Source organism: Micromonospora tulbaghiae (genome assembly GCF_900091605.1).
Classification (GTDB): domain Bacteria; phylum Actinomycetota; class Actinomycetes; order Mycobacteriales; family Micromonosporaceae; genus Micromonospora; species Micromonospora tulbaghiae.
In genome coordinates, this window is record NZ_FMCQ01000001.1 from 69,669 (window position 1) to 87,320 (window position 17,652).

Consider the following 17,652-nt stretch of genomic DNA (forward strand, 5'->3'; position numbering starts at 1 on the left):
ACGTGACGCTGGCCAAGGAGCAGGCGCTCCGCGCGGTGAAGTCGGTGAGCCGGACGGTCGGCCGCTTGACCGCCGGTTCGCGGATGGTGCCGGGATTCCTGATCGTGGGGGCGCAGCGCTGCGGCACCACCTCGCTGTTCAAGACGCTCTCGCAGCATCCCGGTGTGCTGCCGCCCGCGTACCACAAGGGCGTGCACTACTTCGACATGGACTACCACCGGGGGATGAGCTGGTACCTCGGGCACTTCCCCACCACGAGCAAGGCCGAGGCGGTGAAGGCCCAGATCGGGGTACGCGGCATCACCGGCGAGTCCAGCCCGTACTACATGTTCCACCCGCTGGCCGGGCAGCGCATCGCCCGTGACCTGCCCTCGGTGAAGCTGCTGGTGCTGCTGCGCGACCCGGTGGAGCGGGCCTACTCCGCGCACTCGCACGAGCTGGCCCGCGGCTACGAGACCGAGACCGACTTCGAGCGCGCGCTCGCGCTGGAGGAGTCCCGGACGGCGGGCGAGCGGGAGCGGATGATCAGCTCCGCGTCGTACGCCAGCGAGCACCTCCAGCACAACGCGTACCTGGCCCGGGGCCGCTACATCGAGCAGCTGGAGCGCCTGGAGGCGCTCGTCGGCCGGGACCGCATGCACGTCATCGACAGCGACGACTTCTTCGCCGACCCGCGTCCCTCCTTCGACGCGGTCTGCGACTTCCTCGAGCTGCCCCGCTGGGCGGACATCGCGTTCGGCAAACACAACTCGCGCTCCCGTTCGCCCATGTCGGCGGAACTGCGCACCCGGCTGGAAGACCACTTCGCGCCGTACGACGAGCGGCTGGCGGCGTGGTGGGGACGCGTGCCGTCGTGGCGGCGGTGACCCGGGCGGACGCCGGCGGCACCCCGACGCTCACCGCACCGCCCCCCGGGCCGGGCGCGGGGCTGGGCGGCGCGGCCCGGCAGGGCTTCGCCAACCTCGTAGGGGTCGGGCTGGCCGCGGTGGCCGGCTTCGGCCTGAACATCGTCATCGCCCGGGGCTGGTCGGTCCGCGAGGCGGGCATGTTCTTCGCGGCTACCAGCGCGTTCATGATCGCCGCGTCGGCGGCGCGGCTCGGCACCGACGTCGGCACCGTCTACTTCGTCAGCCGCCAGCGCACGCTCGACCGCCGCGACCAGATCCGGGGCACGATCCTGGTCGGGTTGCTGCCGGTGCTGGTGGTCGGCACCCTGCTCGGGCTGGCCGGCTGGCTGGCCGCACCGGCGCTGGCCCGGGCCACCATGCCGGAGGCCGGGCCGGAGGCGGTGACCGCGCTGCGCATCCTGCTGGCGTTCGTGCCGCTGGCCGCGCTCAACGACTACGCGCTCGCCGCCTGCCGGGGCTTCGGTCAGATGCGCCCGCTGCTGACGGTGGAGCGGCTCGGCCGCACGCTGGTGCAGTTCCTGGCCGTGGCGGTGGCCGCCTGGCTCGGGCTGTCCGCCACCGTCGCGCTGCCGCTGGCCTGGGTGGTGCCGTACCTGATCGCCGCGGTGGTCGCGCTGTTCTGGCTGAGCCGGCTGGTCGGCCGGGCCGGCCGGCAGGTGATCCGGCCGGTGCCGGCGCGTGAGCTGGCCGGACCGTTCTGGCGCTTCACCGGGCCGCGTGCGGTCAGCAGTCTGGCCGCCATCGTGGTGCAGCGGCTGGACATCGTGCTGCTCAGTGCGTTGCGCGGGCCGGCCGAGGCGGCCATCTACACGGCGGCGACCCGGTTCCTGGCGCTGGGCCAGCTCTCCAGCGTCGCGCTGTCCAGCTCGGTGCAGCACCGGCTGGCCGCCGCGTTCGCCCGCAACGACCGGGCCGAGGCGGGCCAGCTCTACCAGGTCGCCACCGGCTGGCTCGTGATCCTCTCCTGGCCCGCGTACCTGATCTTCGCGGCGTTCGCCACGCCGATGCTGGCGCTGTTCGGAGGCGACTACGCCGACGGCCGCCGGGTCGTGGTGCTGCTGGCACTGACCATGCTGCTGGCCACCGGCTGCGGCATGGTCGACATGGTGCTCAACATGGCCGGGCGCACTGCGTGGACGTTCTACAACGCGATGACCGGCACCGTGCTCAACGTGGTCGGCAACGTGGTGCTCATCCCGCGTTACGGCATCCTCGGCGCGGCCCTGGCCTGGACCGTCTCCATCCTGGTCACCAACCTGGTGCCGCTGACCCAGCTCTGGTGGTCGATGCGGCTGCACCCGTTCGGCGCCGGCACCCGCACCGCGATGGCGCTCGCCGTCGTGACGCTGGGCCTGCCGCTCGGCGTGGCGACCCTGCTCGGCGCCGCGCCGCTGGTGCTCGCGCTGGTGACCGCCGTCGGCCTGGCCGCGTACGTGGCGGGTGTCTGGCGCTGGCGGCGCACCCTGAACCTCGACGCGCTGCGCGCCCTGCGCCGTGGCCGTAACCGGGCCGGGGCGGACCCGGCCGCCCAGTCCTGACCGATCCTGCGCACCGATGGGACCTTCGATGACAAGCGACTCCCCCCTCGCCCCGCACTCCGGCCTGTCCACGGTGAAGGCCGCGAAGCTCGCCGCGGTCGGCCTGCTGGCGGACCGCAAGGAACGGCGCGAGCTGGAACGGCCGGTGGAGGGGGGCAGCCGCCGGCTCACCCTGAAGGTGGAGCGGCCGATCTTCATCCTCGGCGCCCCGCGCTCCGGCACCACGTTCCTCGGCAGTTGCGTCGGCGCGCTGCCGGACGTGTCGTACCACTTCGAACCGCGCCTGACCAAGGCCGTCGCCCGCTGTGTCTACGAGGGAAGCTGGACGCCGCAGCGGGCCGCGCGCTACTTCCGCGGCTACTACGGCGCGCTGCTCGCCGCCTCCGGACACGGCGGCCTGCGGTTCGCCGAGAAGGACCCGGAGAACTGCTTCATCGTGCCGTTCCTGACCGAGGTCTTCCCGGACGCGGTCTTCCTGCACGTCTACCGGGACGGGCGGGACGTGGCGGTGTCGCACGCCGAGCAGCCCTGGCTGAACGCCGCGTCCACGGGCACCGGTCGCAGTGGGCGGGGCGGTACGCCGTGGGGCGCCGCGCCCCGGTTCTGGGTGGAGCCGGAGCGGCGCGACGAGTTCACGCAGGTCTCCGACCTGGGCCGGTCGGCCTGGATGTGGCGGCGGTTCACCGGCAGCGCACTCACCCAGCTCGCCGAGCTGCCCGCGGAGCGGGTGCGGCACCTGCGATACGAGGATGTCGTCACCCGCCCCGCCGAGGCGGCCGAGGTCGTGGCCGACTTCCTGGAGGTCGGTGACCCGGCCGGGCGGGAGGCGCTGCACGCCCGCTTCGCCAAGGCGCGGCCGGGCTCGGTGGGGCGCTGGCGGAAGCGACTGACCGAAAAGGATCTGGCCGACGTGATGGCTCAGGCCGGGCCGCTGCTGACGCAACTCGGCTACCCCACCTGAGCGCCGCGTCACAGGTAGAGTGCCAGGGGTCGCCCGCCCGGCCCGGCGTGCCTCTCCGCCCACGCGGATTCGTCAGGGCCCCCATACCGTGGCCGGCGACCGTCCTGGGGAGAGGTTGCGGTGGTACGACGGTTACGACTGACGATGGCTGCCGTGCTGGGCCTGGCCTTGCTGGCACCGGCGGTGGCGGCCTGTGACATCGGCTCCGAACGGTCCGGCGAGGAGACGACTGCCGCGCCGGCCCCGCCGACGGTGACGCCGCGGACCGCTCCGGTCCGCACCACCGGACGCGGGCCGGAGCCGCCCGAGAAGGGGGCCTGGCTCGGCACCTGGGTCAAGCCGCGGTTCCACAACGCCAGCGGGCGGGCCACGGCGTTCGACGATTTCAACCGGGCGGCCGGCGGCCAGCTCGCCATCGCGCACATGTTCCACGAGTGGAACGAGCCGTTCCCGGGCGCCACCGAGCGGGCGTTCCAGGCGCAGGGCAAGCTCCAGATGATCTCGTGGCAGGGCACCGACACCCGGTCCACTGTCAGCGGCGTCTACGACTCGCTGATCCGGGAGCGCGCGAAGGACGTCAAGGAGTTCGGCGTCCCGGTGCTGCTGCGCTACCGGTGGGAGATGGACCGGCCGAACCTGGCCGCGAGCATGCACTCCCCGGAGGACTACGTCGCCGCCTGGAAGCACGTCCGCGGCATCTTCACCGAGATGGGCGTCACCAACGCGGGCTGGGTGTGGTGCCCGCACGCCGACGGGTTCGCCGAGCCGCAGCGGCGGGCCGCTGACTACTACCCCGGCGACGACCAGGTCGACTGGCTCTGCGCGGACGTCTATCCCAGCCCGGAGTGGAACAGCTTCTCCAACCGGATGGACCACTTCATGGCGTTCGCCAAGAAGCATCCGCGGCCGGTCATCATCGGTGAGTACGGCCTGACCCAGGACGGGCGGCCGGGCCAGCGGGCCGAGTGGATGCGCGAGGTCGGGCCGTACCTGAAGAAGCACCCGCAGATCAAGGCGGCTGTCTACTTCGCCGCCCGGCAGACGGAGAAGCCGATCTACGACAGCACGTTCGGCAACGACCCGGAGAGCGAGCAGGTCTTCCGGGAGATGGCGACCGATCCGTACTTCCAGCCACCGATGCCGGACCTGAGTGTTCCCGGAGGAACACCCTCCGTGTCCCCCAGGTGATCGTCGCTCGTCTTTTCGTGTGACCCGGGGCGTTTCCTCGGCCAAAAAGGCCGAACCCGGGTGGACGGGCGACGGCCGAATGCGAGAAGGTATTGCTCTCACGTCTGCGGTCGGTCGAGTGACGCCCCGCCTCACGTCGGCACCGACCACGATCGCAGCGCCTCCGACGTTTCCCCCCGGAGTAGCCTGTGGCTTCCTCAATCCTGAGACACCGCTCGGTGTCCGCCTTCGGCGCTGCCGTACTCGGCATCGCCACCTTGTTCACACCGGTGCCGGCGCTCGCCGCGCCGGCCACGGCGCCCGCGCCCGACCACAGCACGATGGTCGGCGAGGTGCCGTCGGACAAGACGCCGAACATCAACGACGGCAACGTCGTGGCCATCCACGACGCCGGCAGCAAGGTGATCGTCGGCGGCTCGTTCACCAACGCGCAGAACCGGGGTTCCTCACCCACCCCGGTCGACCGCCGCGGCCTGCTCGCCTTCGACAAGGCGACCGGCAAGATCGACAACGCGTTCGCGCCTGTGCTCGACGGTGACGTCACCGCGGTCATCGCCGGCCCGACCCCGGGCACGGTCTACGTCGCCGGCAAGTTCAACAAGGTCGGCGACAAGAACTTCCGCAAGCTGGCGCTGCTGAACGTCGCGGACGGCACCCCCGTCGACGGGTTCAAGGGCCCGGCGTTCAACGGCACCGTGAACGACATCGCGCTCGTCGACGGCCACCTGCTGGTCGGCGGCATCTTCACCACCGTCACCGCGACGACCAACCGCAACGGGCTGGCCTCGCTGAACCCGACCACCGGCGCGGTAGACGACTACCTCACCGTGTCGCTCACCGAGCACCACAACTGGACCCCGACCAACAACGGGGCCTCGGCCGGTGTCGGCGTGGAGAAGTTCACCGTCTCGCCGGACGGCAAGCACCTCGTCGTGATCGGCAACTTCAAGAAGGCCGACGACGTGGTGCACGACCAGATCGTGCGGATCAACCTGGGCGCCAGCTCGGCCACGATCGCCGACTGGAACACCGACGGCTACTCCGCGGCCTGCAAGTACGCCGCGTTCGACTCGTGGGTGCGCGACATCCAGTTCTCCCCGGACAGCAAGTACTTCGTGGTGGTCACCACCGGCGCGTCGTACCCCGGCACGCTCTGCGACTCCGCGGCCCGCTGGGAGACCGACGCCACCGGCGACGGCCAGAAGCCGACCTGGACGAACTTCTCCGGCGGCGACACGTTCCTCTCCGTCGGCATCAGCGAGAAGGCCATCTACGTCGGCGGTCACTTCCGCTGGTCGAACAACCCGCTGGCCCGCGACAAGGCCGGACCGGGCGCGGTGCCGCGGGCCAGCATCGCGGCGCTCGACCCGGTGAGCGGCCTGCCGCTGTCCTGGAACCCGGGCCGCCACCCGCGCGGCTACGGCGTCACCGAGATGCTGGTGACCCCGGAGGGCCTCTGGATGGGCAGCGACCAGGAGTACATCGGCAACTTCGACTACCAGCGCAAGCGGCTCGCCTTCTTCCCGCTGGACGGCGGCAACGCCCCGCACTCGACCAGCACGAAGGGTCTGCCGGGCAACGTCTACCAGGCCGGGCGCGCGGCGCAGACCGAGGTGCTCTACCGGGTCAACGCCGGTGGTCCGGCCATCCCGGCCACCGACGGCGGGCCGGACTGGGCCGCCGACAGCGCCACCGAGCCCAGCCCGTACCACAACACGGGCAACCAGGTCACCAGCTACACCACGAACGCGACGTTCGACGCCACCGTGCCGGCGAGCACGCCGGCCACGCTGTTCAACACCGAGCGGTGGGACGAGGCGACCGCGCCGGACATGCAGTGGGACATCCCGGTCGCGGCCGGCACCCGGGTCGACGTCCGGATCTACATGGGCAACCGCTGGTCCGGCACGAGCAAGCCGGGCGCCCGCAAGTTCGACGTCAGCGTCGACGGCGTGCTCAAGCTGAACGACTTCGACCCGGTCGTCGCGGCCGGCGGGACCGACCGCGGCACCATGCAGTCCATCTCGGTGGTCAGCGACGGCGTGGTCGACATCGACTTCGGCCGGGTGCTCCAGAACCCGCTGCTGCACGGCATCGAGATCGTCAAGACCGCGCCCACGCCGGACGCCTCGGACGTGCTCTACCGGGTCAACGCGGGTGGCGACCAGCTGGCGGCGCCGAGCGGCCCGGCCTGGGCCGCGGACACCGCCGCCGCGCCGAGCACCTACCACAACGCCGGCAACCAGGTGACCAGCTACACCACGAACGCCTCGCTCGACGGCACGGTGCCGTCGGGCACGCCGGTCGAGCTGTTCAACGCGGAGCGGTGGGACGAGTCGCCCGCGCCGGACATGCAGTGGGACTTCCCGGTCCCGGCCGGCACGCCGGTGCAGGTGCGTCTCTACCTGGCGAACCGCTGGGCCGGCACCGCCACCGCCGGCAAGCGCAAGTTCAACGTGACCATCGACGGCGTGGTCAAGCTGAGCAACTTCGACCCGATCGCCGCGATCGGCGCCACCAACCGGGGCACCATGCGCGCGTTCCCGATCACCAGTGACGGCAACATCGACATCGACTTCGGTCGCGTCCTGGAGAACCCGCTGGTGCAGGGCATCGAGATCGTCAAGCTGCCCCCGGTGCCGCCGGCCACCACCGTCGACAGCATCACCAAGCGCACGTACGACGGTGCTACCTCGGTCGGCAACGCGATGTCGGTGCCGAACGGCGACAACACCGGCTGGTCGAAGATCAAGGGCGCGTTCTGGGTCGGTGGTGACCTGTTCTACGGCGTCGGCGGCGACCTCTACAAGCGCTCGTTCGACGGCAGCGAGTTCGGCACCGCCAAGAAGCTCGACCCGTACCACGACGCCAAGTGGGACACGGTCGTCACCGGCTCCGCGCCGGAGGGCTCCACGTACGCCGGCATGACCGGCAACTTCGCCGCGGAGCTGCCGAACGTGACCGCGATGTTCTACAAGAGCGGCCGGATCTACTACTCGCTGGCCGGTCAGAGCACGCTGTTCTGGCGCGGGTTCGCGCCGGACACCGGCACCGTCGGCGCCGAGCGCAACACGGTCACCGGCACCACCGCCTTCGCCGACGCGGGCGGCCTGTTCCTGGACGGCGACAAGCTCTACGTCGTCTCCCGGAGCACCGGCAACCTGTCCTCGATGGCGTGGTCGGACGGCGTGCCGACCGGCTCCGCCACGGTGCGCAGCGGTCCGGGCGTCGACGACGTGGACTGGCGCGGCACCTCGGTCTTCGTCGGCCCCTGACGGGCGGGCACGACCGAAACGAAACGCATGACGACGATGGCCCGGCCGATATCGGCCGGGCCATCGCCCTTTCTCCGGCGCCGGTCGCGCCGGACCGGATCAGGTCCGGGTCGGCGCGTGCTGCCCCGCCCAGACCCGCATCAGGTCCCGTACCGAGATCACTCCCGCCACCTCCCGCCCGTCGAGCACGACCAGGTGACGGAACCCGCCGCGGGCCATCGCGGCGGCTGCCTCCTCTACCGTCCAGTCCGGGCCGGCGTAGACGACGTCCCAGGTCAGGTGTGCGCCGGTGCGCTCGACATCCGGGTCGAGCCCGGCTCCGATCGCCTTCAGCACATCGCGTTCGGTCATGATCCCGACCCCCTCGGAGTCCGGGTCGATCACGACCGCCGACCCGACACCGCGGGCCGACATCATCCGGGCCGCCTGCCGGAGCGTGTGCTCCGGCCCGACCACGAGTACCTCGCTGGACATCGCTTCCCGTACCTGCATCACACATCACCCCTGTGGGACGGCGACTGAGTACGGACATGGTGGGCCCTCGATGCGTACCGGGACAAGGACGGGCATCGCCGGAGACGGCGCGGATGGCTACTGTCGGAGGGTGCCCACCGAGCCCCTCCGCTGCGCCGGCGCGCTGATCGTCGACGACGACGGCCGCATCTTCATCCAACGCCGGTCCCCCGAGCGGCGCCTCTTTCCGAACTGCTGGGACATCGTCGGCGGCCATCTGGAGCCGGGCGAGGAGATCGACGACGCGCTGCGCCGGGAGGTCACCGAGGAGACCGGCTGGGCCGTGTCGCACGTGCTCGGCCTGGTCGGCGAATACCGGTACACCGCCGACGACGGGCTGACCCGGGTGGAGACCGACTTCCTGATCCGGGTGGACGGCGACCTGAGCCGGCCCCGGCTGGAGGAGGGCAAGCACACCGAGTTCCGCTGGCTGGCCGAACGTGACATCGCCCTGCTCGACGAGCACCGGGACGTCAACGACGGGCTCATCCGGCGGATCGCGGAGGACGGCTTCGCCGCGCTGCGTTCGATCGGGCTGACGGGCTGAACCACTGCGGGCCGGTGGCCGACGATATCCTCGCCGGGTGGAATCGGGTCGAGAAGAGGAGCGTGTCGGCATGATCGGGATGGTGCTCGCCGCGGGTGCGGGGCGCCGGCTGCGGCCGTACACGGACACCCTGCCCAAGGCCCTGGTGCCGGTCGACGGGGAGACCACCATCCTCGACATCTCGCTGCGCAACCTCGCCGAGGTGGGGCTGAACGAGGTCGTGATCGTGGTGGGCTACGCGGCCGACGCGGTGCGGCAGCGCCAGGCCGCCCTGGAGGAGAAGTACGGCGTCACGCTCACCCTGGTCCACAACGACAAGGCGGAGGAGTGGAACAACGCGTACTCGCTCTGGCTGGCGCGTGAGCACTTCTCCCGGGGCGTGCTGCTCGTCAACGGCGACACCGTGCACCCGGTGAGCGTGGAGAAGACGCTGCTGGCCGAGCGCGGCCCGGGCATCCTGCTCGCCGTCGACACGCTCAAGCCGCTGGCCGAGGAGGAGATGAAGACCACCTTCGACGCCGCCGGCCAGCTCACCCGCATCACCAAGCTGATGGACCCGGGCGAGGCGTACGGCGAGTACATCGGCGCGACGCTCATCGAGCCGCAGGTGGCGGTGCCGCTCGCCGACGCGCTGGAGGCGACCTGGCGGCGTGACCCGAACCTCTACTACGAGGACGGCTACCAGGAGTTCGCCGAGCGCGGTGGCGAGGTGCGGGCGGCACCAATCGGTGACGTCTCCTGGGTCGAGGTCGACAACCACGCCGATCTGGCCCGGGCGCGGGAGATCGCGTGCCGCTACTAGCCCGCAGCGTCCTCACCCCGCTGCACATCGACGTGCGGCGGGGCGCGGTGGCCGACCTGGCGGCGATCCTCTCCGACGGGCGGATCTCCGCCGGTGGCGACGTCGCTGTGGTGGTCGGGCCGGGGCAGGGCGAGCGGATCGCCGAGCTGATCCGGCCGTCGCTGCGCTCGGCCGACGTGTTCACAGTGGCCGGGGGCACGCTCGACGCCGCCGACGACCTGGGGGCGAAGCTGCGCACCCGGTCGTACGACGCGGTGGTCGGCATCGGCGGCGGCAAGACCATCGACGTGGCCAAGTACGCCGCGACCCGGCGCGGCCTGCCGATGGTGTCGGTGGCGACGAGCCTTGCCAACGACGGCATCGCCTCCCCGGTCGCCAGCCTGATCACCGAGGGCCTCAAGGGCTCCTACGGCGTGCACATCCCGATCGCGGTGATCGTGGACCTGGACTTCGTGGAGGCCGGGCCGGAGCGGCACAACCGGGCCGGCGTCGGGGACGTGGTCAGCAACATCAGCGCACTGGCGGACTGGGAACTGGCCCGGCGGGTACGCGGTGAGCGGGTCGACGGGTTGGCCGCCTCGCTGTCGCGCGCCGGTGCCGAGGCGGTGCTCAACCACCCGGGCGACATGAGCGACGACGGCTTCGTCACGGTGCTCGCCGACGCGCTGATCTCCAGCGGCCTGGCGATGGCGATCGAGGGCACCAGCCGGCCGTGCAGCGGCGGCTGCCACGAGATCATGCACGCGATCGACGCGCTGTTCCCCGGCACCGCCTCGCACGGCGAGCTGGCCGGGCTCGGCGCGCTGTTCTGCACGTACCTGCGCGGCGACGAGCGCCGGTTCGCCGAGATGGCGGCCTGCCTGACCCGGCACGGGCTGCCCCGCCTGCCCGCCGAGGTCGAGCTGACCGACGACCAGTTCGTGGAGGCGGTGCAGTTCGCACCGGCCACCCGGCCGGACCGCTACACCATCCTCGAACACCTCGCGATGTCGGCTACCGAGACGCGGGAGCGGCTGGCAGACTACGCCGGTGCCCTCCGCGACCACATTGGCTGAGCCCCGTCCCACCGTCGCCGACTTCCACCGGGTCAACCGGGGAGGTGGCCTGTTCAGCGAGTCGATCAGCCAGTGGATCGGGGCGGCCTTCGCGCTTGCGGCCCAGCGCCTGGGGCTGCGCCCGACCGCGCTGACGCTGACCAACCTGGTGCTGGGGCTGGCCGCCTCGGTCACAGTGGTGGCGCTCGCCGACGACGTGGCCGCCGGCACCGTCCCGGCCTGGGTGGTCGGGCTGGTCGCCCTGGTCGCCTGGCAGATCGCGTACGCGCTGGACTGCGCCGACGGTCAGCTCGCCCGGGTGACCGGTCAGGGCAGCGCGGCCGGCGCCCGGATCGACGTGCTCTGCGACGTGGCCGCCCAGATCGCGCTGGTGGCCGCCATCGGCGCGACAGCCGTGGCGCAGCGCCCGTCCACGCCGGTCTGGCTGGTGGCGGTGTTCGCCGGCACCTGGATGGTCAACCTGGTGACCTCGGTGATGCAGTCCGGGCCGAACGCGGCGAGCATGGTCACCTCGACCTCGCTCCCGGTACGACTGGTGAAGCTGGTGCGCGACTACGGCGCGGTGATCTTCGTGGCCGGCCTGGTGCTGGCCTTCGCGCCCGCGCTGGCGCTCTGGCTGATGGTCGCGTTCACTGTGGTCAACGGCGGCTTCCTGCTGGCGAGCATCGCGTTCTCCGCCCGCGCCTCCCTGCGCTGAACCCCTCCCGCCCTCTTTCGCGCCCGCCATCCCCGTCGATCTTGCAGTTGCCGCCCCTCCGGAGGGAGTTCCGCCCCTTTTGTCGGGGCCGCAAGTGCAAGATCGACGCGGGGTCAGGTGAGCGAGGCGTAGACGTCGATCAGGCGCTTGGTGATCACGTCGGGGTGGAAGGTGCGCTCGTAGCGGGACCGGGCCGCGGCGGCGAGTGCAGGTGCCTCGGCGGCGGCCAGCGGCAGCGCGGCGGCGAGCGCGTCCACCTCCGGTGCCACCACCCAGCCGGCCTCGCCGCGCTGCACCCCGGAGGGCAACGCGACCCGCCCGTCGCCCGGCGCCGCGGTGGCCACCTCGGCCGGGCCGGTGCCGGCCGGCTCCCGCGGCCCGTCCGCGCCCACCAGGTACGGGATGCCACCGAGCGCGGTGCCGAGCACCGGCCGCCCCGCCGCCAACGCCTCGATGATCACCGTGGGCAGCACGTCGTGCCAGGTGGAGGTGGCCAGCACCACGGAGCTGTCGGCCAGCGCCGCGCGTACCCCGGAGCGGTCGAGCTGGCCCAGGTAGTGCACGTCGGGCCGTTCGGCGGCGGCCGCCTCGGCGAGCGGGCGCAGCTCGCCGTCACCGGCGATGCGCAGCGGGCCGAGCGCGCCCACCGGGTGCCGCCGCCACGCCGAGAGCAGCAGGTCCAGGCCCTTCTCGGGGCTGAGCCGCCCCATGAAGAGGAATCCGTTCCCGGCCGGCGCCGGGGTGCCCGGGTCGGGTACCGCGTTCGGCTTGACCACGATCCGCTCGTCCGGGATGCCGTAGTCGCGCAGATGATCAGCCACAGCCGTGGTGAGCGCGACGAACCGGTCCACCGACTTCCAGGTGGGGCGGTGCACGGCGAGCGTGGTCGCCATCAGCGCGCTCTGCGCCCGGGAGTTGCGGTAGCAGCGGTGCACGATCGCCGGTACGCCCAGCGTCCGCCCCCGGCAGTCCTGGCAGATCACGCCGTCGCGGAAGTAGAGGCCCGAGGAGCAGACCTGCCGGTAGTTGTGCACGGTCTGCACCACCGGCACGCCGCGCCTGTGCGCGGTCCGCACCACCCAGGGCGAGAGCAGGGGGTACGGGTTGTGCAGGTGCAACACGTCCGGCCGGTGCTCGGTGAGCAGGCGGTCCAGGTCGTGCTGGGCCTTCGGGGCCCAGATCGGCGAGATCGGCAGCAGCGCCTTGGCCGGCCTGGACATCGACGGGATCTCGTCGGAGCTGCGCAGGAACGGCAGCACCTCCACGCCGGCGGCGGTGAGCTGGGCGATCTCCGCGTCGACGATCGTGTTCTCGCCGGAGGGCTGGGCTTCCCGGTACCGGTTGTGCGCCACCACGATTCTCACGGGAAAGAAGGCTACCGTTGTACCGTGCCCGAACTTCCGGAGGTGGAAGCGCTCGCCGGTTACCTGCGCGAGCGTGCGGTGGGCCGCCGCGTCGAGCGGTTCGAGGTCGCCGCGATCAGCGCGCTGAAGACGTACGACCCGCCGCCGAGCGCGGTCGCCGGCCGCGCCGTCGCCGGCGCCGGCCGGTACGGCAAGTTCCTGGACGTCCGGTTCGACGAGGGACTGCACCTGGTGGTCCACCTGGCCCGGGCGGGCTGGCTGCACTACCGGGAGGCGTTCCCGTCGGCGACCCCGCTGCGGCCCGGCAAGGGCCCGATCGCGGTGCGGGTACGCCTCGACGACGGCTCCGGCTTCGACCTGACCGAGGCCGGCACCCAGAAGAAGCTGGCCGCCTACCTGGTCACCGATCCGGCGCAGGTGCCGGGCGTGGCGAAGCTCGGGCCGGACGCGCTGGAGGCGGACCTGCCCACATTCGCCGAGCGGCTGCGCAGCCGCCGGGGCCAGGTGAAGGGCGTGCTGACCGACCAGTCGGTGCTGGCCGGGGTGGGGAACGCGTACTCGGACGAGATCCTGCACGCGGCGCGGCTCTCGCCGTTCGCGATCACCGACCGGCTCACCGACGACCAGCTCGTCGGTCTGCACGCGGCGACACGCACGGTGCTCGGCGACGCGGTACGCCGGTCGATGGGGCAGCGAGCCGCGGAACTGAAGGGCGAGAAACGCTCGGGGCTGAAGGTGCACGCCCGCAAGGGACTGCCGTGTCCGGTCTGTGGCGACACCGTACGGGAGGTCTCGTTCGCCGATTCGAGCCTCCAGTACTGCCCCACCTGTCAGACCGGCGGCAAGCCGCTGGCTGACCGAAGGTTGTCCCGGCTCGTACGGTGAGTAATGGCATTCGCCGGTTACCGAGCGGAATCGACCCGCGATCACCGAAGGTCCGGTCCGCCCCTCTACCCGAGCCGTCATCCATCGGTATAGTGGCTCGGTCCCCGGCTTCACAACTGATTCGGAGCCGGCCAGATCTCACCGAACACCGACGGCATGGCTTCTTCGCGGGGCCGGTCCGGGCCGGGCCCGCGTGGGAGACTGGGACGGTGAGCGACCCGGGCCCTCACACCGAGTGAGGGTGCGGGTCATGCGGGAGGACATGGGTTGAGGTGACGACAAGCCTCCAGCGCCCGGTAACCGACAGAGGCCGGAGCAAGAGCGTGCGGCACGTCGACAGCTTTGAGATCCAGCCGCCGACTCCGCCGTCGCACAACGGCGTACCCCGGTCGGCGTGGGCCCGCGCCCGGCGCCGGGTCTCGCGGTGGCACCGGCCCTACATCGTGTTCCTGCTGCTGCTCGACTTCGGCGCGGCGGCCCTGGCCAGCTTCCTGGCCGTGCAGATCTTCGAGCAGGCCGACTCCGGCTTCCGCAACTCGCCGCAGGTCTGGTTCTACACCGTGGCGTTCGTGCTGCTGCCGCTCGGCTGGCTGCTCTTCCTCTGGGGCAACCGGGCCTACGACCGGCGCTACCTGGGGCTCGGCCCGGACGAGTTCAAGCGGGTGATCCGGGCCGGCGTCGCGGTGGCGGCGGGGGTCTCGTTCATCGCCTTCGCCACGAAGACCTACTCCCTGTCCCGGTGGACGGTCGGCTTCGCGCTGCTCGGCGCGATGTCGCTGATCCTGCTCGGCCGCATGATCGCCCGGGCCTGCCTGCACACGCTGCGCCGCCGCGCCGGCCACGCCGGGCACCGGATGGTGCTCGTCGGCACGCTTCCGGAGTGCCTGGAGGTCTACACCACAGTCACCCGGAACCCGTCCGTCGGCCTGGTGCCGGTGGCCATCCACCTCACCGACGGGTATGCCGCCGCGCGCGGCCTGGAGACCCCGGTCCCGGTGTACGCGGGCCGCGACGTCCTGGCCCTGGTGCGTGAGGTCGGCGGCGACACGATCGCGGTCTGCGGCTCGGCCAGCGCCGAGCCGGGCGAGCTGCGCCGGCTGGCCTGGCAGCTGGAGGGCTCCGGCGTCGACCTGGTGGTCGCGCCCCAGCTCACCGACATCGCCGGCCCCCGGGTGCACATCCGCCCGATCGAGGGCCTGCCGCTGCTGCACGTCGAGGAACCGACCCTGTCCGGGCCGGCGCTGCTGGCCAAGAACCTGATGGACCGGGTCGCCGCCGGGCTGGGCCTGCTGCTGCTGGTTCCGCTCTTCCTCGCCATCGCCGTCGCCATCCGGATCTCCGACCCCGGACCGGTCTTCTTCCGCCAGCCCCGCGTGGGCCACGAGGGGCGGACGTTCCGGGTCTGGAAGTTCCGGACCATGTACGTGGACGCCGAGGAGCGGCTGGCCGGCCTGGTCGACCGGAACGAGACCGACGGCATGCTGTTCAAGATGAAGCAGGACCCCCGGGTCTTCCCGGTGGGCCGCTTCCTGCGTGCCACGTCGCTGGACGAGCTGCCCCAGCTGATCAACGTGCTCTGGGGCGAGATGTCGCTCGTCGGCCCGCGCCCGCTGCCCGCCGACGACGGCGACTTCCTCGGCGACGTGCGGCGCCGGCTGCTGGTCCGGCCGGGCATGACCGGTCTGTGGCAGGTCTCCGGCCGCTCCGACCTGTCCTGGGACGAGGCGGTCCGGCTCGACCTCTACTACGTCGACAACTGGTCGCTGGCATACGACCTGAGCATCCTGTGGCGGACCGTGGGCGTGGTGCTGGCCCGCAAGGGCGCGTACTAGCGCTACCGGGCCGGCACCCGGCAGGATCGCTGCGTGGGTGGCAACCTCTCCGCCGTCTTCGCCGTCGTCTCGCTGGTGACCGCGCTGGCCGCGGCGCTCTGGGCGGTGCTGCGGCTGCGCGGTCGGCGAGGCATCGCCACCGCCACGCAGCGGGCCACGTACGAGGTGCTGCACACCGCAGGGCTCGCCGCCGAGCCGTTGCGCGCCGGCCTGACCGCGGCGGACGCGGCGAAGGCCGTACGCCATCTGCGGGCCCTCGTGGGCGCGGCCGGGCTGGCGCTGACGGACCGGGACGTGTTGCTCGCGGTCGACGGGCAGGGCGCGCACCACGGCGACCAGCTGGTCGCGGCGGCCCGGCGCGCCGCCGACAGCGGGCGCTCGACCGTGCTCGGCGAGTCGGACCTGCGCTGCGACCTGGTCGACTGCCCGGTACGCGGCGCGGTGGTGGCGCCGCTGCGCGCGGACGGGCGGGTGGTCGGGGCGCTGGTGGCGGTTGCCGACGAGCGCCCGGCCCCGGGTCTGGTGCAGGCGACGCTGGAGACCGCGCACTGGGCGGGTGACCAGCTCGCGCTGGCCGAGCTGGAGTCGTCGCGGGAACGGCTGGCGCGGGCCGAGGTACGCGCGCTGCGTGCCCAGATCAGCCCGCACTTCATCTACAACGCGCTCACCGCGATCGGCTCGTTCGTGCGCACCGACCCGGAGCGGGCGCGGGAGCTGATCCTGGAGTTCGCCGAGTTCACCCGCTACTCGTTCCGCGCGCACGGCGAGTTCACCACGCTCGCCGAGGAGCTGCGCTCGATCGACCGCTACCTGACCATCGAGCGGGCACGTTTCGGCGAGCGGCTCCAGGTGCGCCTCCAGATCGCGCCGGAGGTGCTGCCGGTGACGCTGCCGTTCCTCTGCCTACAGCCGCTGGTGGAGAACGCGGTCCGCCACGGGTTGTCCCGCAAGCCGGGCACCGGCATGGTGAGCATCGAGGCCCGGGACGCGGGCGCGGAGTGTCACATCACGGTGGAGGACGACGGGGTGGGGATGGATCCGACAACGCTTACCGCCGGTATCGCCGAGGTGTCCGGCGCGGCCGGCGACCCGGCCGACGACCCGGGGCAGCACGTCGGCCTCTCGAACGTCGACGAACGGCTCCGGTCGGTCTTCGGGGACGGTTTCGGCCTGGTCGTGGAGACCGGGCTGGGTTCGGGTACGAAGGTCAGCATGCGCGTACCGAAGTTCCACCCCGGCGTCCGGGCGTCGTCGTGACCGTCACCGGCACCGGATTCCTCCGGGTGCTGGCGGTGGACGACGAGCCGCCCGCGCTCGACGAGCTGGCGTACCACCTGCGCGCCGACCCCCGGGTGGCCCGGCTGCACACGGCCGGGGACGCGACCGAGGCGCTGCGTGTGCTACGCGACGACGACGTGGACGTGGTGTTCCTCGACATCCGGATGCCGGGGCTGGACGGCATGGAGCTGGCCCGGGTGCTGCGCCGCTTCGCCCGTCCGCCGGCGATCGTGTTCGTCACCGCGTACGACGACGGCGCGGTGGACGCGTTCGATCTGGGCGCCACCGACTACGTGCGCAAGCCGGTACGCGCCGAGCGGCTGGCCGAGTCGCTGCGCCGGGTGATCGGCTCCCGGGTGGTGCCGTCGCATCCGGCCGCGCTGGGCCGGGCGGAGGAGGATCCGACCATCCCGATCGAGCTGGCCGGCACCACCCGGATGCTGCCCCGCTCGGCGGTGCGGTGGGTGGAGGCGCAGGGTGACTACGCGCGGCTGCACACGGCGGAGGGGTCGCACCTGGTCCGGGTCTCGCTGGCGACGCTGGCCGAGCGCTGGGCCGACGCCGGGTTCGTCCGGATCCATCGCTCCTACCTGGTGCAGCTGCGGCTCATCGCCGAGCTGCGGCTGGTCAACTCGGGCTACGTGGTGGTGATCGACGGGTCCGAGCTGCCGGTGAGCCGCCGGCACACCCGGGAGCTGAAGGACAAGCTGGTCCGTGCCGCGAAACAGGACTGGAGTCGCTGAGGGACGGGGGCGCCGACGGCACTGACGTACAATGTACGGCAGACCGTACGACAGGGTGGAGGACCA

Annotated in this window: 15 protein-coding genes; 13 read left to right on the forward strand and 2 right to left on the reverse strand. The window is 72.1% G+C overall.

The genetic code is table 11. The features are described from left to right. The first annotated feature begins 2 nt into the window (after nt 1–2). The 5 genes from GA0070562_RS00315 to GA0070562_RS00335 all read left to right on the forward strand — a co-directional run bounded on the left by GA0070562_RS00315 (nt 3) and on the right by GA0070562_RS00335 (nt 7,870). Nucleotides 3–866 (forward strand): sulfotransferase family protein, encoded by an 864-nt coding sequence (locus tag GA0070562_RS00315; protein WP_091413322.1) that lies wholly within the window; start codon nt 3–5, stop codon nt 864–866. After that, the gene (locus GA0070562_RS00320) at nt 833–2,446 is read left to right on the forward strand and encodes an oligosaccharide flippase family protein (protein ID WP_091413324.1); all 1,614 of its coding nucleotides are present in this window, start codon (nt 833–835) and stop codon (nt 2,444–2,446) included. The genes GA0070562_RS00315 and GA0070562_RS00320 overlap by 34 nt, the downstream gene beginning before the upstream one ends. Before the next feature lie 28 nt (nt 2,447–2,474). Further along, nucleotides 2,475–3,407: a sulfotransferase family protein gene (locus GA0070562_RS00325; protein ID WP_091413326.1), complete on the forward strand. Its 933-nt coding sequence runs from the start codon at nt 2,475–2,477 to the stop codon at nt 3,405–3,407. A gap of 144 nt (nt 3,408–3,551) precedes the next feature. Next, the gene (locus tag GA0070562_RS00330; protein WP_091413328.1) at nt 3,552–4,595 is read left to right on the forward strand and encodes a glycoside hydrolase family 26 protein; all 1,044 of its coding nucleotides are present in this window, start codon (nt 3,552–3,554) and stop codon (nt 4,593–4,595) included. Nucleotides 4,596–4,783: 188 nt separating this feature from the next. Beyond that, complete coding sequence (locus tag GA0070562_RS00335; protein ID WP_091413329.1) at nt 4,784–7,870, forward strand: malectin domain-containing carbohydrate-binding protein; 3,087 nt, start codon at nt 4,784–4,786, stop codon at nt 7,868–7,870. Between the two features lie 99 nt (nt 7,871–7,969). On the opposite strand, the gene GA0070562_RS00340 is transcribed toward GA0070562_RS00335, so the two are convergent. Further along, nucleotides 7,970–8,362 carry a CBS domain-containing protein gene (locus GA0070562_RS00340; RefSeq protein WP_091413331.1) on the reverse strand — a complete coding sequence of 131 codons (393 nt, stop codon included), beginning with the start codon at nt 8,360–8,362 and terminating at the stop codon, nt 7,970–7,972. Between the two features lie 112 nt (nt 8,363–8,474). Between GA0070562_RS00340 and GA0070562_RS00345 the strand changes: the two genes are divergently transcribed. The 4 genes from GA0070562_RS00345 to GA0070562_RS00360 all read left to right on the forward strand — a co-directional run bounded on the left by GA0070562_RS00345 (nt 8,475) and on the right by GA0070562_RS00360 (nt 11,484). Then, nucleotides 8,475–8,930, forward strand: a complete 456-nt coding sequence (locus tag GA0070562_RS00345) for an NUDIX domain-containing protein (RefSeq protein ID WP_225853087.1) — start codon at nt 8,475–8,477, stop codon at nt 8,928–8,930. A 70-nt stretch (nt 8,931–9,000) separates the two neighbouring features. After that, nucleotides 9,001–9,732, forward strand: a complete 732-nt coding sequence (locus GA0070562_RS00350; protein ID WP_091413335.1) for a phosphocholine cytidylyltransferase family protein — start codon at nt 9,001–9,003, stop codon at nt 9,730–9,732. Continuing rightward, on the forward strand, nt 9,720–10,787 hold the full coding sequence (locus GA0070562_RS00355; RefSeq protein WP_091413337.1) for an iron-containing alcohol dehydrogenase family protein: 1,068 nt from the start codon (nt 9,720–9,722) through the stop codon (nt 10,785–10,787). Before GA0070562_RS00350 ends, GA0070562_RS00355 begins: the two co-directional genes overlap by 13 nt. Continuing rightward, nucleotides 10,762–11,484 (forward strand): CDP-alcohol phosphatidyltransferase family protein, encoded by a 723-nt coding sequence (locus tag GA0070562_RS00360; RefSeq protein ID WP_091413339.1) that lies wholly within the window; start codon nt 10,762–10,764, stop codon nt 11,482–11,484. Before GA0070562_RS00355 ends, GA0070562_RS00360 begins: the two co-directional genes overlap by 26 nt. Nucleotides 11,485–11,597: 113 nt before the next feature. Here GA0070562_RS00360 and GA0070562_RS00365 read toward each other — a convergent pair whose 3' ends face one another. Continuing rightward, a complete protein-coding gene (locus GA0070562_RS00365; RefSeq protein ID WP_091413342.1) occupies nt 11,598–12,848 on the reverse strand; it encodes a glycosyltransferase family 4 protein in 1,251 nt (416 codons plus the stop codon). Between the two features lie 24 nt (nt 12,849–12,872). Between GA0070562_RS00365 and GA0070562_RS00370 the strand changes: the two genes are divergently transcribed. From GA0070562_RS00370 to GA0070562_RS00385, 4 genes are all read left to right on the forward strand, one after another. Then, complete coding sequence (locus GA0070562_RS00370; RefSeq protein WP_091413345.1) at nt 12,873–13,733, forward strand: Fpg/Nei family DNA glycosylase; 861 nt, start codon at nt 12,873–12,875, stop codon at nt 13,731–13,733. A gap of 323 nt (nt 13,734–14,056) precedes the next feature. After that, complete coding sequence (locus GA0070562_RS00375) at nt 14,057–15,565, forward strand: sugar transferase (RefSeq protein ID WP_091413347.1); 1,509 nt, start codon at nt 14,057–14,059, stop codon at nt 15,563–15,565. Between the two features lie 33 nt (nt 15,566–15,598). Then, nucleotides 15,599–16,822 carry a histidine kinase gene (locus GA0070562_RS00380; RefSeq protein WP_091413352.1) on the forward strand — a complete coding sequence of 408 codons (1,224 nt, stop codon included), beginning with the start codon at nt 15,599–15,601 and terminating at the stop codon, nt 16,820–16,822. Beyond that, complete coding sequence (locus GA0070562_RS00385; RefSeq protein ID WP_091413355.1) at nt 16,819–17,586, forward strand: LytR/AlgR family response regulator transcription factor; 768 nt, start codon at nt 16,819–16,821, stop codon at nt 17,584–17,586. Before GA0070562_RS00380 ends, GA0070562_RS00385 begins: the two co-directional genes overlap by 4 nt. The last annotated feature ends 66 nt before the right edge of the window (nt 17,587–17,652 follow it).

What these genes read in the sequence shown, in the direction of transcription:
- GA0070562_RS00325 (WP_091413326.1), top strand. Translation starts at nt 2,475, where the DNA reads ATGACAAGCGACTCCCCCCTCGCCCCGCACTCCGGCCTGTCCACGGTG.
- GA0070562_RS00330 (WP_091413328.1), top strand. Translation starts at nt 3,552, where the DNA reads ATGGCTGCCGTGCTGGGCCTGGCCTTGCTGGCACCGGCGGTGGCGGCC.
- GA0070562_RS00350 (WP_091413335.1), top strand. Translation starts at nt 9,001, where the DNA reads ATGATCGGGATGGTGCTCGCCGCGGGTGCGGGGCGCCGGCTGCGGCCG.
- GA0070562_RS00340 (WP_091413331.1), bottom strand. Translation starts at nt 8,362, where the DNA reads ATGCAGGTACGGGAAGCGATGTCCAGCGAGGTACTCGTGGTCGGGCCG.